The sequence below is a fragment of the Streptomyces sp. NPDC057623 genome (assembly GCF_042800355.1).
GTDB lineage: Bacteria > Actinomycetota > Actinomycetes > Streptomycetales > Streptomycetaceae > Streptomyces.
Window position 1 is genome coordinate 144,916 of record NZ_JBHVGZ010000015.1, and the last position, 13,669, is coordinate 158,584.

Genomic DNA, 13,669 nt, shown 5'->3' on the forward strand with positions numbered 1-13,669 from the left:
GCTGCTTTGCAGGTGTCAGCCGCACTCGCGACAGCGGTCGAGGTGCGTGTTGAGGGCCCGCGCCATGTTGCGCTTCACCGAGACGGCGTTCTTCGCGCTGGTCTTCGCCGGCGCGGATCCCTGGTGGCGCTCGGCGTGGCCGCGCAGGAAGCTGACGTCCCGCTCGAAATCGGCCTTGATGGTGGCGAACCTGCGGCAGGTTTTCATCGGGTCGTACTTCTTGCCTCGGCGCGCAGCCGCTCCAGGACGGGCGTCAGGCTCTCGTTCCGGCCGCCCGGCAGCCCCAGGTCGCGATAGATCTCGCGCAGTTGGGGACGGGTGATGGAGGCGTTGCCGTCCCGCTCCAGCTTTTCGAGGACGTGAGGACGGACGATCTTGACCCGCTCCTCGACGCTCATCTGGTTCCGCCGAGGGCGCTTGGACTTCCCGCCACCCGGCCGACTCCGCTGTGCCTTCGTCTTCCGGCGTCCGGGGACGGTGTGGGGACGGTCCCCTTCGGCTTCCGTCCCCGTTTCGGTGTCGGGGTGTTCGCGGTCCCCGTTGGTGTTGGGGACGGTGTGGGGACGGTCCCCTTCGGTCCCCGTCCCCGTCTCGGTGTCCGGGTGCTCCCGGCCCTCGTCGCCATTGGGGACGGCTGCCGGGGACGGTCCTGTACCGCCCTGAGCAGCACCTTCGTGGGCGTCCGCGGCACTACCGTCCCCGTCGGCATCAGCCGCTTCGGCCCTGGCGGGCACGTCGTCTCGGTCCCCGATCGGCGCCGCTGTGCCCTTGCTCAGCAGGCTTGAGCCGGCCTTGTGGACGCGGTCCCCGTCGGCGTTGGGGACGGTGTGGGGACGGTCCCCTTCGGTCTCCGTCCCCGTTTCGGTGTCGGGGTGTTCGCGGTCCCCGTTGGTGTTGGGGACGGTGTGGGGACGGTCCCCCTCGCTCTCCGTCCCCGTCCCCGATTCCGCACGGTCCCCGTCCCCGGCGGTTTGGGGACCGTCGTTGGGGACCGCGCTCAGCCGCCGACCGACCTGCTTCTCGTCCGGCGGCAGGGTCACCGGGGACGGGCCGAGAGGGGACCGCTCCTCTCGATCGGCGTCCTGGCCGTGCATGTCCTGCACCCAGGGCGACGGCAGTTCGACGGTGGCGAGGGCTACCGCGTGCCGGCGGGCGGCCAACTGCTCCAGGAGAGCCTGACGCTGCTGAGGATCGTTGCCGACCCCGGCTCGGCTGAGAGCCGACTGGAGCCGACGGGTGATCCTGGTGTCCTTCTCGCGATCCGCTGCCGACATCGACGCCAGTTGGGAGGCCAGGGCCACTGCCCGCTGAGTCGCGCGGTCCTTGGTGATCTGTGCGGCGTCGCGGTTGCGGGTGGCGATGCACAGGCGGGACAGGAGCCGTTCTCGTGCTTCGCGTCCGAGCGTGGCCAGGAGCCCCTGCGAGGTGGCGTCCGGCTTGTGCAGCCGCAGCTCGATGCCCATGGCCAGGTGCCAGAGCACGGCTGCCATGACCGGGCCGACGAAGGCCCGCACGGTGCCGCCCACCGTGCCCGACTCGGCGTACGCCGGGATGATCTGCACCCCGGTGATCACCCACACCAGGGCGCCGGGCAGGCCGGGCGCTCCCTGGGTCTTCAGGTTCTGCCGGGCCATCAGCGCGGTCGCGAACAGCGCCGCCTCACCCGCGCTGAACATCATGGCCCGCTCGACGGTGCCGGCCATGTCGAGGTAGTCGGCGGCGAACCGCCAGCTGGTGTCGCCGGAGTAGACGGTGCAGTTGAGGGCGGCGAGGGCCGAGACCCAGACCGCGGGGGTGCCGACGCGCTTGCCGTCAGCCCGGTTCCGGTTACGCCGGATCGACCAGCCGGCAAGCGCGAGGGCGAGCAGCCCGATGGCCGCGACCACGTAGACGGGCTCGATGCCGTAGGGCAGGGACATGGCGATGGCGTTTGTCATGCGGCCTTTCGGAGGGCGGCGATCAGGGAGTCGGTCTGCACCTGGCGAGGGACCTGCACCGGCGAGGCGACGTCGTCGTCCTCCGTGGTCTCGTCGGCCGGCTCGGTCTCGTCGGCCTGGTCCCAGTAGCGGTCGCGGTCGGCGACAGCGTGGGCGGCGTTGCGCATCAGGTCGCGCGCCCAGTCGAGGTCGAGGCGCAGCGTGTGCGCGAGGCGCTCAGGGCTCCAGCCGCGGACGTAGGCGTGGCGGGTGACGGCCTCGCGCTCGGCGTCGCTGAGGTGGATGTCGCGCCCCTCGAAGGCGGCCTTCACCCGGCTGTAGTCCAGACGCTTGTTGACCTTGGCGTGCCAGGGGCGGCGCTCGTCCTCGGTGAGCCCGCCCCACATGCCGTGGCGGATCTCGTTGTCGAGGGCGTAGTCGAAGCACGCCTTCTTCACCGGGCACCGGCCGCAGATCGACTTGGCCTCGTCGATCGCCGCGCGGTCGCGGGCGGCGTGGAAGAACAGCTCGTCGATGTCCTTGGCCGGCATGTTGTGGCACAGACCGCGGGCCTGCCAGCTGTGGTCAGCGATGCCCCGGATGGTCGGGGGCGGGGTGTCGTTGGTGGTGATGTGGCGCAAGGCAGTCTCCGGAAGTCGCCTCGGTCGGCAGGGGCCGCTCGGCACCGGTGGTCGCTGGGGTGCGGCGGGGCGCTGCGAGGCGGGCTCGGGGTACGGCGGTGAGCCGTACGCAAGGCGGAACGTTTCTGTGGAGAAGCGGGCTGCGGTCAGGCGGCGGGCGCCTGGGCCTGCGCCGCCAGGGCGCGGTCGATGCGGCCGGGGTGGGCGGTGGCGCGCGGTGCGTTGCCCCGGGCGGCACCGTCGAGGGTGATGCGTCGGCGGCGGCAGGGCTCGCCCTTGTCGGCGTGACACCACTCGCACGGCACGGCGAGGACGTCGGGGCCTCCGGCGGCGATGCGGGCTTCGCGGGCGGCGCGGGCCGGGCGGTAGGGGGCCAGCTCGGCGCGGACAGCGGCCGGGATGTAGGAGCCGACGGCGGCCAGCTGGTCCTTCAGGCCCGGCCGGTGGCGCCCGGCGGTGATCCCGCGGTGCGCCGAAGGCGCGGTGTGCCCGGCGGCCACGGCGTCGCGCGCCGCCAGCAGCTCCGCCCGCCAGGCTTGCGGGTTGTCCGGGTCGGCCATCGGCGTCGGGTCGGTGTGCCGGGCCAGGCGCTCGCGGCGGTGTGCGTGCCATTCGCGGGCCACGTCGGCGGGCAGGATCGGGTACGGCGAGGTCACGATGCGCTTGCGGACGGTCTCGCGCACGTCCCAGCCCTGACCGGTGGTCATGGGCACGTCGCCGAGCAGCTCGTGCCACATGGCGAGCTGGTCGCGGGCTTCGCCCGCGTCGGTGCGGATGGTGCGCGGGTCCAGGCGGCCGACGTAGGTGAGCACGGCAGCAACTTCGCGGCGGTCCAAGGTAGTTACTCCGTTCCAGTCGGTTCGTCGAGTGCGGCCTTCAGGGCGGCCATGTGCAGGTCGGCTTTGGTCATGCCGGCCTGCGGCGCGGGGGTGCCGCCGGGCAGGGCGTAGAGGTTCGGGCGCTGGGGTGTGGGGCTGTGCTCCCGGGCGATCCAGGACCGCCAGTCGGCAGCCCAGGCGCTGGTGGGGCGAGCGCTCCAGGCGGCGCGGTAGTGGCGCCACTTCGCGTCGGCGGCCTGCAGGCCCTGCTCGCCGAGGCGTGCCAGGTGTCCCTGCTGCTGGGCCCAGGACAGGCTCGCGTCGTCGACCTGCCAGTCGGTGGCCGAGGTGAGGTCGGCAGCACTACTGCTGCTGTACCTACGGTTCACCTTCGGTTCACTACAGTTCTGGGGGTCAGATTTTGACCCGGAGGGGGGTCGGTTTCTGACCCGGCCAGGGGTCAGATTCTGACGAGGGGGTGCAGATTTTGACCCGGCCAGATTCTGACGACGGGGGCCGGATTCTGACCCTGCCTTGCGCCAGATGCGGTGCTTGCGCAGCCGCTCCTCGTCCAGGTCCTTCAGGGCGGGGGCGGGATCGGCGTCCGTCAGGGGCGGGACGTCCTCGACGCCCAGGTCGGGGTCGCCCTTCTGCGCAGCCGCGACCTTCGCGAGCCAGGCGGCTGGGCGTGGCATGCGGTAGACCGTGCTGTGCTGCGGGCCCTCGTAGTCGTTGAGGATCTCCAGCTCGCCGGCGTCCTCCAACAAGTCCAGTGAGTTGCGCACAGCGTTGCGGCTGGCGTTCGTCCGTTCCATCAGCTCGGCGACGGACGCGTAGGCGACGCACTGCGCGTCGGGGATCCGGTCGGCGATCGACAGCAGGACCAGGCGGGCCGTGCCACGGCTGGTGCTGCTCTTCCACACCCACTTGCGTGCCTGCCCGCTCATCGGGACACCGCCGTCTTCAGGCGCGTGTCCGTCGAGGGCTGCGGCGCGACGGTGGCCGGCAGCAGGTCGGTCGACGAGTGGTGGGTCAGGTGGGTGGCTGCCGCGCTGGCCGGGGAGACCGGCCTTTTGCGCAGGGCAGGCGGCATGTAAGACTCTCCTCTGCAGTGAAGCCCGCACCGGTGTGCCTCGTAGGAAAGGACCGGCGCGGTGAAGGTGGGTAATCTCCGCCCTTGCCGGGGCAGGAGTGCCATGTGGCGTTCGGCGTCCGGGAGTTACCGCTCCCTGGGCGCCGTCGCTGTTTGCGGGGCTATCTCACCCGGCTGGATCGTGCGTTGCCGCATACGTCTCCTGGCGTCATCTGCCGTCGGGCGGGTGCCCGGCGAGGGACGACGAACATATGCAGGCCCTGCGGCAAGATCCAGACCTTGCTAAAGGACTCTCTACAAGTCGCAGTGGAGGGCGGCGGCACCTGCGTCTGCGAGTGGAGGCAGCTGGCCGAGACACAGGCAGCAGGCTGATCGCTCCGGCGCACTCGGAGATGATCTTCACTGGGCCCCCTCGTGTCTCATGCCGCGACGCCGTGCACTGGCGAACGGCGCCAGGTTGGCGGCGCCGATCATGGTGGCGCGCTCGGCGGTACCCGTCATGTCGAGGTAGCCCGTGGGAGGGTCGCCGACTGGCATTGGCGCCGCAGGTGATGGGAGGAGTGAAGCAACCCACACTGCCAGCGCAGAGGCCGCGCCGTTCCGGTGCGGCGCAGCGGCGCACGGCCAGCCGTCCGTCCGCGAGTATGGCGAGGACCGGCAGCGCACCACAGCGCCGAATCTCACGGAATTACCCGCGTGGGCATCGTGAACGGGATCGAGCGTTCCCGCCATGCCTCCGTACCCCTTCATTCGAAGATCAAATGCGCCCTGCAATCACAGATGCAACTAACGCTGCTAAGGAAAGTGACACGTGTCACGCATGCCGGGTGCGCCTATCGGTAGAAGCGGGCAGACCATCCCGAAGGGTGGACGCGCAAACGCGGAAAGCATTTGCAAGGTAGAACTTTCCATACGCAAGATCGGTGCGTCAACTCTTGTTGATGGCGGGATACAGTGACTGAACCGCTGTGAATCCCATCCAGGAAAGGATCATGAAAGAGCTACCAGAGGAGCCGACGGGCCCGCGTCCGCGGGAGCTCAAGGACCGGCTCAACCAGCTGTTTGACGCGGTGCACCCGCCTGATCGCGGCCCGTTCAGCAATGCTGAGGTCGCTGAGCTCATGGCAGAGCGAGGGCTGGAAACGGTGAGTGACACCTATCTTTGGATGCTGCGTACGGGGAAGCGCGACAATCCGACGAAGCGTCATCTTGAAGCCCTGGCTGCCTTTTTCGGGGTGTCGCCCGCCTATTGGTTCGACGATGAGGTCGCCGAAAAGACCGCGCAGGAACTGAAGTTGCTGGCATTGCTCCGCGATTCGAAGATGCAGAACGTCCTCCTTCGTCTGTCCGATGTCTCGGCGGACGGAAAGGACGCGGTGCTTGGTCTCGTGGAGGGGGTGCGGAAGATGGAGGGTCTTCCGCCCTCCAACTAGGTGAATTACGGGGGCAGTTAGAAAATGATCAAGGAGTGGAAATGTGGTCCGCACTTAGCCCGCGCCAGGGTGACCTCCTGGCCGAGCTGAATCTCCCCGACGTCACGAGCATCCGCGACCTACGGGACGAGGTCTCGCGTCGCACGGGCCGTGAGGTGATCCTGATGCCGCTGGAGCAGGCACCGGCGGTCTGCGGGGCGTGTGCCGTCCTTGAGCGTGCGATTTACGTGTCCTACGACCCCCGTACCAGCCTCTGGCATCAAGATCAGATCATTGCCCACGAGTTCATGCATCTCCTGCTCAAGCACCACGAGACCCGCCCGCTGTCCGCCCTGGCGCCCACGCTCTTCACCAGCGTGGACCCGGCCACCGTGCAGGTGATGCTGGGGCGGACCAAGTACGACGAGGCCGAGGAACGCGATGCCGAACTTCGCGCCTCGCTCCTCCAGCACCGGATCATCGACCGGCGGCTGCGCAGCGACGAGCCTTCCGGCGACGAGGTCCAGGACAGGGTCGCGCACACCCTGCTGCGCAGGCGGGAGGCCCGATGATGAAGGACCTGCTCCACCCGATCAGCCTTGTGGTCGCGGTCCTGGGATTCCTCTGCCTCCTGCGGGATGTCCCTGCCCGTCGACGTGACCCCGCCACCATGGCCCTGGTCGCCGTCTTCCTGCTCTCGGGCTTGTCGTTCCTGTTCTCCATCACCCCGATGTGGAACCAGATCGACCGCGTCCTGGGCACCGTGAACCTATCCGTCCCGCTGGCGCAGGGGTGCGTGATCGCTCTGATCGCCTGCCAGCAGGTGGTCCTTACCTACTGGGGGTCACCCCCGGAGATCGCCCGCAGGCGAGCACGGGCCTGGCTCGGCGCCGGCCTCGCAGTGATAGCCGGGCTGCTGGTGCTTTTCGCCCTGCTGACCCCGAGCGCTCCCAGGCCGATCGACTTCACGCTGTACTACGCGCACGACAACATGTACGCCGCGTACCTGACCCTGTACGTGACCGCGTACACGATCGGCGAGGTGCTCCTCGCCCGGGCCTGCTGGCGCTTTGCGCGGAGTCATAAGCAGACCTCCGTCTGGGTCGGTCTGCGGGTCGTCGCCCTGGGCGCCACCATCACCCTCGGATACAGCGCCGTGCGAATCGGCAACGTCATCGCCAGCGCCTTCGGCGCCTCCCTCGCGGGCTGGGAGAACTTCGCCTGGACGTGCGGCGACGTCGGCGCCATGCTCACCCTCATCGGCTGGCTGGTGCCCACGATCACCGACCAGGCCCAGAGCATCCGGTACCGGTTCAAGCAGCACCTCAGCTACTACCGCCTGCGCCGCCTGTGGATGACCTTCTACAGCGAGGCGCCCGAGATCCGCCTCCCCATCGACCGGAGCGACCCCGCACAGCGTCGCCGCTCCCGCACGATCGGGTTCAAGCTCTACCGGCGGGCGGTGGAGATCCGCGACGGCCGCTTCGTGATCCGTCAGTACATCGAGACGAGCGTCCGCGAAAGAAGCGAAGCCCACCACAGCGCGCGCGGCCTCTCTGGCGAAGATCTGAACGCAGCTGTCACCGCCGACCAAATAGTCGCCGGCATCGCCGCCCGCAAGAGGGGCGAGCGCCCCCAGCCCGACCGGCTCACCGACTTCGCCGATACCGCCCCCAAGGCCAGCCAGCCCATGGGCGACATCGACGCTGTCGCCGATACCGCCACCGAGACCAGCCAGCCCATGGACGACATCGACGCGCTCCTCGCCGTCGCACGCCACCTTCCCCGCCAACGTGCCCGCGCCCCCCACCCCGAGCGAGCCTCCGCATGACCGACCTGACCCGCCAGCCCGCCCACGTCCAACTGCGCGCCCTGGACCGCCGCGAGATCTCCAGCCGCGAGCTGCTCGACCTCCACCTCGACCGGATCGACGCCACCACCCTCAATGCCGTCGTCACCCGTGACGACGACGCGGCCCGGCAAGCCGCTCACACCGCCGACGAGCGCCGTGCTCTCGGTGAGGCCGTTGGGGTCCTCGACGGTCTCCCCGTCACCATCAAGGACAGCTTCGAAACGGCCGGCCTCCGTACCACCAGCGGAGCCGAGGAACTGGCGGACCACCTTCCTGACCAGGACGCCCACGCTGTCGCACGGCTCCGCCACCAGGGCGCGGTGATCATGGGCAAGACCAACACCCCCGCCTACTGCCAGGACCTCCATACCGACAACGCCCTCTTCGGCCCCACGCTCAACCCGCACGATCCAGCGCGGACGGTCGGTGGCTCGTCTGGGGGACCCGCAGCAGCGGTCGCCGCCCACCTCACCCCCGCTGACCTCGGCAGCGACCTCGCGGGCTCACTCCGCCTGCCCGCCCACTACTGCGGGGTATACGGACTACGGCCGACACACGGACTCGTCCCCGCCCGCGGCCACATCCCCCGGCCACCGGGCTGGCTCACCAGCAGCGACATGGTCACCCCGGGCCCACTGGCCCGCCGCCCCCGCGACCTCGACCTGCTGCTCACCGCACTCATCACCCCGGCACCGGCTGAGGGCACGCCCTGGCGCGTAGATCTCCCGCCGGCCGGCAGGGGCATCGAGCAGCTGCGCTTCGCGATCTGGGCCGAGGACGCGGACTGCCCCGTCGACCACGACACGGCCCAGGCCCTCGCCACCCTTGAGAAGGCCCTGACCACAGCCGGAGCCCCGGTCCGACACACACCCGGACCAGTCCGCTTCGCATACTCCACGCGTCTCTTCGAACAACTCCTGTACGCCACTACAACGGCCACCACCGACGACAGCGCCGCTGCCGCTGAAGCCGCTGCCGCACGACAACTGCAAGACGACGACTCCAGCCCCCGTGCGACCTTCCTCCGCCACCGGACTCAATCCCACCGCACCTGGCTCCGAGCGAACGAAGAACGTGCCCGACTCCGATCGGACTGGCAACAGTTCTTCACGGAACACGACATCCTGATCACGCCAGCCGCACCCACACCCGCGATTCCAGCGGGCAGCCGCACCCTCGTGGTCGACGGCCAGGAGCGGAGCTTCTACGACCAGACCGGCTGGGCCAACCTCACCAGCCACATCGGCCTCCCGAGCCTGGTGGTACCAGTAGCCACGACCACCCACGGGCTCCCCATCGGCGTCCAGATCATCGGCCGGCCGTACGCGGACCGCACTCTGCTCGCAGTGGCGGAACGGCTCACGACGCCGCTTGGTGCCTTCGAGTAAGGACACGGTCACCGCTCCCGTGGCGCCCCCGCGGGGAAAACAGAAGGCACGTCTGTGTCGCTGCACGGCATGTGAGGCGGGCCGGAGGCCAACAGGGCTCGGCTCGCTCAGTGATCGCTTCCACGCAACGAACCAAGTGCGAGTTCAGTCGAGGCCCCCGGTCTCCTCGATGTGCGCGACAAAGGCGGCAACAATATCCGGCCGAGACGCATCGGGAACCGGCGTTGGCGGCATGTCCTCCTCCAGCCCCCACTCGGTGTTGAACATGACCGTCATGCCGGTCGGGACCACGCGGTCCCTGAGCCAGAGGACGAACTCGGCCGCCAGGTCGGCGTTGCAGTCCAGAACCGCCACCCCTTCCGATGACAGCCGGGCCAGGCCCTCCAGTTGTTCGTCGCCCAGGGTGATGCCGAAATGCATGGACGAACCTCTGACCGGCCCGCCGGCTTCGATACGGACGAACTCGTCGGGGTTCCGCTCGCGCAGTCTGACTTCGAGGCCCTCGAACGTCAGGCCCCAGCTCTGGCCCTTCGGCGGGGTGAAGACGTACATCGTGCGGAGTTCCGCGACCTCTTCGGGTTCCATCGTGGTCTGGTGCTTCCTGTGCGGCGGTGTGCTGGCGGTGTCAGGGAACGTAGCGGGCGTGCCCGCTGACGCCGTACGCGGCCATCATGATGCGCCAGTACTGGACTGCTTCCTGGTTGTTGGTGACGGTTTCGACGCCCCGCATCTCCGTGTTCCGCGGGTCATTCAGGGCCGCGGCGTACTTGCGGAGCTCTACTCGGTCCTTGTCGTAGAGGAAGTCTCGGTCCCCGCTGGCATGGTTCTTGCGGAGATCTTCCAAGGAGCGGTAGCAGCGCTGGTCCGGCTTGTTCACGTACTTCGCCTCGACGGCCATCCCGTCGACGTCGCGGAATCCGTCCACCATCAGCGTGCTGTTGGCGCTGATCCCCGGAGGAATGTGGACTTCGTACTCGGGATAGCCAGCGACGCGCCGCTGGTAGGCGACCTCGGCTGGCCTCCCCCCGGAGAAATCGCCTTGGCGCAGGGAGTTCAGCCACATCTGGAAGTTGTTCCGCTGCCCGGCCGTGAGTGGGGGAAAGCGGGGGTTGGGCGGCGTGGCCGGGGGGATGGGCTGTACGCGCGGGCCGTTGGCCGGGCGGTAGGCGACAGGAACCAGGAGCGGGACCCGAAGAATCGGTGCCAGGAACGGAGGCAGCCCGGGCACAGGGCTGTCGTTGTCCGGCCGCGGCATCTTCACCTTCGCCTTCGAGCTGTCCAGAGCTGGCGGGATCTTGCCGAGGGCGGCGATCCGCATGTCACTCGTGACGAGTTCGTGCAGTCCGCCGTCGTGGCCGTCCCCTCCGAACCGCGGCTGCTCCCACGGCCAGAGAGCCTCGTCGGGGGAGGTCTCCTCGATCGGTAGCCGCTGCTTGGCGGTCTCTATGTGATCGGCGTAGGCGTCGCAGGCATTGGCGATCATCTTGCAGGCGGTGGGCAGGTTCGCCATGAGGGTCTCGTCTTCGCTCACCTCACTGGGCGGATGGCTCTTGCCGACGAACTTCCTGAAGAACTCCTCGACCCGGTCGGCGGTCTGGCCGACCTCGTCGAGCGTTGCACGCTGCCATGCGGCTTCGGAGTCCCAGTACGCGCCTTCGAGGATCTTGGCCGCGCTGCGCCAGGTCAGCGCCACGGCACGGAGCTTGCCTGGGTGCCCGAGGAAACGCTCGTTGAAAAGGAACTGGTCGACACCGCTGGTCTCGCCGACGACCTCGGGAAGGTCCTCGGCGTGGTGACTGCCGCGCGGGGAGCAGTCAGGCCCCGACGGCTGTACACCGATGTCCGGACCTTGAGGGCTCTGACCGAGAAGCTCGGCCGCGATACGGCTTTCCTGCCTCAGGTATGCCTCGGCAGACTTGAGCAGCGCGCCCGCGCCGTTGGCCATCACCTGGTGGGCGAAGGCGGACTGGTCGAAGACCGTCTTCACGGCCTCCTTGTACACAGTGGCGAAGGCGCGGCCCGCCTCGTCGTCGCCGGCCATGCCCCCGTTCTCGCTGAGTTCAGTGGAGAGCAGGCTCAGCATGTTGTAGATCAGGTCACGCAGATCCACCAGCGACCAGGACGCGTTGACGAAGTTCGAGGTCTGATGCTGAAGATCCAACGCCCCTCCCCGTGGCCCTGACATGCACTCAGGGAAACCGTACACGGTTGCGAACAGAGGCTGTGGTGTAGTCGATGCCCGTGCGCCACATGAGGGGCTGCTGTGCGGGCCTCGGCGGTGTTTTTCGGACAGCGGCGTCAGGATAGTCCGTGATGATCACCGTCAAGGCCCGTTCCGTTTCGGAACAAGGCGGCTGCTCCGGCTCGGAACACAGCGCGCGTTCCGTTTCGGAACAGCTCGGCGTCGCCCCGGCCGTGATGGGGCGCGCGAGCACCGTCCTGCAGACTCCTACTCGGTGCGCTTTGGCGCCGTCGCCCACACGAGCGTGCCGACGGAGATGTTCGGCCAGAGACACCGCCAGGTCTATTGCTGCTGGGCAATCCGCCAGAGGCGCTGAGCGGCTCGGGCCCAGGAGGCTTCGGCATCCGGCCCTTCGTATCCCGACTCCAACTCGACCAGGATCGCCCCGCCTTCGGCGAAGCGGCCGACGGCGAGGTCTAGCCAGACCAGGCTCAGCCGGTCGTCGGCGATCGGGTCACGCAGCGCAGCGACCGTGTAGGCCGCCCAAGCTGCGGCAACCAGGTCGTCGCCGCGCGCCGGAAGCGCCCCGCCGACCGCACGCAAGGCCATCCCGTTGCGCTGCACTGCGGCGAGCGACGCTGCGTCGCCGAGGGGAAAGGGCATGACGGCCTGCAAGGCGGTGACATCAGGTTCGTTCAGCTCGTGCCAGGAACGCCAGTGCAGTTGTACCGACTCCCCGGCGTCCTGGGAGGTGGGGCCCGGGGTGCAGCCGTGGGCGAGATAGAGATGGGCCTTCTCGGTGCTCGTAGCGCGTGCGGTGGCCACCGCACCGACTGAAAACAGCCATGCGGCCTGCAGCCCGGTCTCCTCGGCCAGTTCACGGCGGGCGGCGTCGGCTGGTTCCTCGTCCTGGTCGACGAGCCCGCCGGGCAGATCGGTGATCGAGCCGTGAAGGTAGTGGTGCTGGGTGACCATCGCCACCTGACCGTGACGGACGGCGAGAACCCTGACCGAGTCCGGGGCGTCTACGTGAGGGTAGGCGACGGTGACGCCGTCGGGCCGCACTGCGTGGTCCACGGTGAGGTGGATGCGATCGTCGGGCCCGCCGGCGAAGAGGACTCGACTGTCCTGCTTGATCCATCGGCCGTCGCTATTCATGTCGAGGAACCCTACTGCCCGCTGCGGTCAGGGAGTTGGCGCGGGCCACCCTGCGGGTGCCAGGGGGTGGAGATTTTCGACCAGGCCGACTGGGCCAACCTCACCAGCCACATCGGCCTGCCCAGCTTGGTCGTGCCGGTAGTCACGATCACCCAGGGGCTGCCTATGGGAATATCGGCCGGCCCTGCGCTGACCGCGTTCTGCTCGCCGCGACGGACCAACTCGCGTCCTTGGTTCACGCCTTCGAGTAACGAGGCAGGCGGGTGACTCAGCCGTCACCGATGCGTCGTGGGACCCGGATCGTGTTGCTGGATATCCGTGGTCACGCGGTCGATGGTCTCCAGTAGACGGCGGCCCTCCTCCGTGTACCACAGGTCGCGACTGCCCGAGCTGGCGAGTACGGTCATCGCGCGGATCAAGTAGCCGGTCAGGGGCCCGCCGGCGTAGCGGGGGCGTTTACCGTCGGGTGTGAGGCGCACTTCCCTGAGTGCCCGCCGCAGTCGCGTGTCGCGTGTTTCCCGCTCTTCGCGTCGTACTACCGCGCGGGCCAGGGGCGCAAGGCTGGTGTCTGGGATCGGCGCGTGGATCAGGGCCCGCAGGTCGTGTGCCGTGCTGGTGGCGGCGCTGTTCTCGACGAGGTCGGTGACCCGGTCGCGGTAGATCTGGTGGGCCGTGTGGTGTTCGATGATGAGGTCGTTGAGTTGGCGCAGTTCCGAGGTGGCGTCGGCGTGCCACAGGATAAGCCGCTTGAGCAGGTTCACGGCCCAGGGCGCGTCGGAGGTCGCACGGAATGGACTGGCGCAGGGGCATTGCAGGGTCAGCGGCCCTCCCCAGGTGCCGATGACGGTGAGCTGTTTGTAGTTGCCGCAGGGGCAGGCGAGTGCCTCGACCCCTTCCTTGGGGAGATAGGACGGTGATGCGAACAACTCGTCGGCCATGACCCTGTTGTGCCAGTCGGCATGGCTGTCATGCCATTCGACGAGGATCAGGCCCGGAGCGGCAAAGCGCCACTCGGTCTGGGCAGCGGTTCGGGCCGGGACAGGCTCGGACGGTTCCGGTTCGCTGTACTCGTACTCGACGTCCAAGTGCACTGGCCCCCTTCGCGGTTGGTGTTCTCCACTGTATGGCCGCCCTGGCGTGCTCCCGGGACGGGTGAGTCCTTGGGGAGGTTGAGAACCTTGGCGCCCGTCACCATCGAGTTGCCTGGTC

General features: G+C 68.7%; 14 protein-coding genes. 4 read left to right on the plus strand and 10 right to left on the minus strand.

Translation table 11 applies throughout. From position 1 onward, the window contains the following. Positions 1-15 precede the first annotated feature (15 nt). The 6 genes from ACFU95_RS18415 to ACFU95_RS18440 form a co-directional block, all read right to left on the minus strand. On the minus strand, positions 16-207 hold the full coding sequence (locus ACFU95_RS18415; RefSeq protein ID WP_383828401.1) for a hypothetical protein: 192 nt from the start codon (positions 205-207) through the stop codon (positions 16-18). Further along, entirely contained in the window at positions 204-1,937 is a 1,734-nt protein-coding gene (locus tag ACFU95_RS18420; RefSeq protein WP_383828403.1) for a hypothetical protein, read from the minus strand. The genes ACFU95_RS18415 and ACFU95_RS18420 overlap by 4 nt, the downstream gene beginning before the upstream one ends. Then, positions 1,934-2,557, minus strand: a complete 624-nt coding sequence (locus ACFU95_RS18425; RefSeq protein ID WP_383828405.1) for a WhiB family transcriptional regulator — start codon at positions 2,555-2,557, stop codon at positions 1,934-1,936. The genes ACFU95_RS18420 and ACFU95_RS18425 overlap by 4 nt, the downstream gene beginning before the upstream one ends. Positions 2,558-2,703: 146 nt before the next feature. Continuing rightward, positions 2,704-3,393 carry a hypothetical protein gene (locus ACFU95_RS18430; protein WP_383828407.1) on the minus strand — a complete coding sequence of 230 codons (690 nt, stop codon included), beginning with the start codon at positions 3,391-3,393 and terminating at the stop codon, positions 2,704-2,706. A gap of 5 nt (positions 3,394-3,398) precedes the next feature. Then, the gene (locus ACFU95_RS18435) at positions 3,399-4,322 is read right to left on the minus strand and encodes a helix-turn-helix domain-containing protein (RefSeq protein WP_383828409.1); all 924 of its coding nucleotides are present in this window, start codon (positions 4,320-4,322) and stop codon (positions 3,399-3,401) included. Further along, positions 4,319-4,468, minus strand: a complete 150-nt coding sequence (locus ACFU95_RS18440) for a hypothetical protein (RefSeq protein ID WP_383828411.1) — start codon at positions 4,466-4,468, stop codon at positions 4,319-4,321. The genes ACFU95_RS18435 and ACFU95_RS18440 overlap by 4 nt, the downstream gene beginning before the upstream one ends. Before the next feature lie 992 nt (positions 4,469-5,460). On the opposite strand from ACFU95_RS18440, the gene ACFU95_RS18445 reads away from it, so the two are divergent. The 4 genes from ACFU95_RS18445 to ACFU95_RS18460 are packed head-to-tail and all read left to right on the plus strand — an operon-like array spanning position 5,461 to position 9,120. Further along, positions 5,461-5,901: an XRE family transcriptional regulator gene (locus ACFU95_RS18445; RefSeq protein WP_383828413.1), complete on the plus strand. Its 441-nt coding sequence runs from the start codon at positions 5,461-5,463 to the stop codon at positions 5,899-5,901. A 41-nt stretch (positions 5,902-5,942) separates the two neighbouring features. Next, positions 5,943-6,452 (plus strand): hypothetical protein, encoded by a 510-nt coding sequence (locus tag ACFU95_RS18450; protein WP_383828415.1) that lies wholly within the window; start codon positions 5,943-5,945, stop codon positions 6,450-6,452. Continuing rightward, complete coding sequence (locus ACFU95_RS18455; RefSeq protein ID WP_383828417.1) at positions 6,449-7,711, plus strand: MAB_1171c family putative transporter; 1,263 nt, start codon at positions 6,449-6,451, stop codon at positions 7,709-7,711. Before ACFU95_RS18450 ends, ACFU95_RS18455 begins: the two co-directional genes overlap by 4 nt. Next, positions 7,708-9,120: an amidase family protein gene (locus ACFU95_RS18460; RefSeq protein ID WP_383828419.1), complete on the plus strand. Its 1,413-nt coding sequence runs from the start codon at positions 7,708-7,710 to the stop codon at positions 9,118-9,120. The genes ACFU95_RS18455 and ACFU95_RS18460 overlap by 4 nt, the downstream gene beginning before the upstream one ends. Before the next feature lie 144 nt (positions 9,121-9,264). On the opposite strand, the gene ACFU95_RS18465 is transcribed toward ACFU95_RS18460, so the two are convergent. The 4 genes from ACFU95_RS18465 to ACFU95_RS18480 all read right to left on the minus strand — a co-directional run bounded on the left by ACFU95_RS18465 (position 9,265) and on the right by ACFU95_RS18480 (position 13,545). Beyond that, positions 9,265-9,672, minus strand: a complete 408-nt coding sequence (locus ACFU95_RS18465) for a hypothetical protein (protein WP_383828421.1) — start codon at positions 9,670-9,672, stop codon at positions 9,265-9,267. Positions 9,673-9,745: 73 nt separating this feature from the next. Next, positions 9,746-11,281: a restriction endonuclease fold toxin-2 domain-containing protein gene (locus ACFU95_RS18470; protein ID WP_383828423.1), complete on the minus strand. Its 1,536-nt coding sequence runs from the start codon at positions 11,279-11,281 to the stop codon at positions 9,746-9,748. Between the two features lie 363 nt (positions 11,282-11,644). Further along, positions 11,645-12,460, minus strand: a complete 816-nt coding sequence (locus ACFU95_RS18475) for an NUDIX hydrolase (protein ID WP_383828424.1) — start codon at positions 12,458-12,460, stop codon at positions 11,645-11,647. Positions 12,461-12,735: 275 nt separating this feature from the next. Next, entirely contained in the window at positions 12,736-13,545 is an 810-nt protein-coding gene (locus ACFU95_RS18480; RefSeq protein ID WP_383828426.1) for a hypothetical protein, read from the minus strand. Positions 13,546-13,669 lie beyond the last annotated feature (124 nt).

Bases quoted from the DNA above. Each gene is read 5' to 3' on its own strand.
- ACFU95_RS18445 (WP_383828413.1), top strand. From the start codon at position 5,461: ATGAAAGAGCTACCAGAGGAGCCGACGGGCCCGCGTCCGCGGGAGCTC.
- ACFU95_RS18440 (WP_383828411.1), bottom strand. From the start codon at position 4,468: ATGCCGCCTGCCCTGCGCAAAAGGCCGGTCTCCCCGGCCAGCGCGGCA.
- ACFU95_RS18415 (WP_383828401.1), bottom strand. From the start codon at position 207: ATGAAAACCTGCCGCAGGTTCGCCACCATCAAGGCCGATTTCGAGCGG.
- ACFU95_RS18450 (WP_383828415.1), top strand. From the start codon at position 5,943: ATGTGGTCCGCACTTAGCCCGCGCCAGGGTGACCTCCTGGCCGAGCTG.
- ACFU95_RS18460 (WP_383828419.1), top strand. From the start codon at position 7,708: ATGACCGACCTGACCCGCCAGCCCGCCCACGTCCAACTGCGCGCCCTG.
- ACFU95_RS18475 (WP_383828424.1), bottom strand. From the start codon at position 12,460: ATGAATAGCGACGGCCGATGGATCAAGCAGGACAGTCGAGTCCTCTTC.
- ACFU95_RS18465 (WP_383828421.1), bottom strand. From the start codon at position 9,672: ATGTACGTCTTCACCCCGCCGAAGGGCCAGAGCTGGGGCCTGACGTTC.
- ACFU95_RS18455 (WP_383828417.1), top strand. From the start codon at position 6,449: ATGATGAAGGACCTGCTCCACCCGATCAGCCTTGTGGTCGCGGTCCTG.
- ACFU95_RS18420 (WP_383828403.1), bottom strand. From the start codon at position 1,937: ATGACAAACGCCATCGCCATGTCCCTGCCCTACGGCATCGAGCCCGTC.
- ACFU95_RS18435 (WP_383828409.1), bottom strand. From the start codon at position 4,322: ATGAGCGGGCAGGCACGCAAGTGGGTGTGGAAGAGCAGCACCAGCCGT.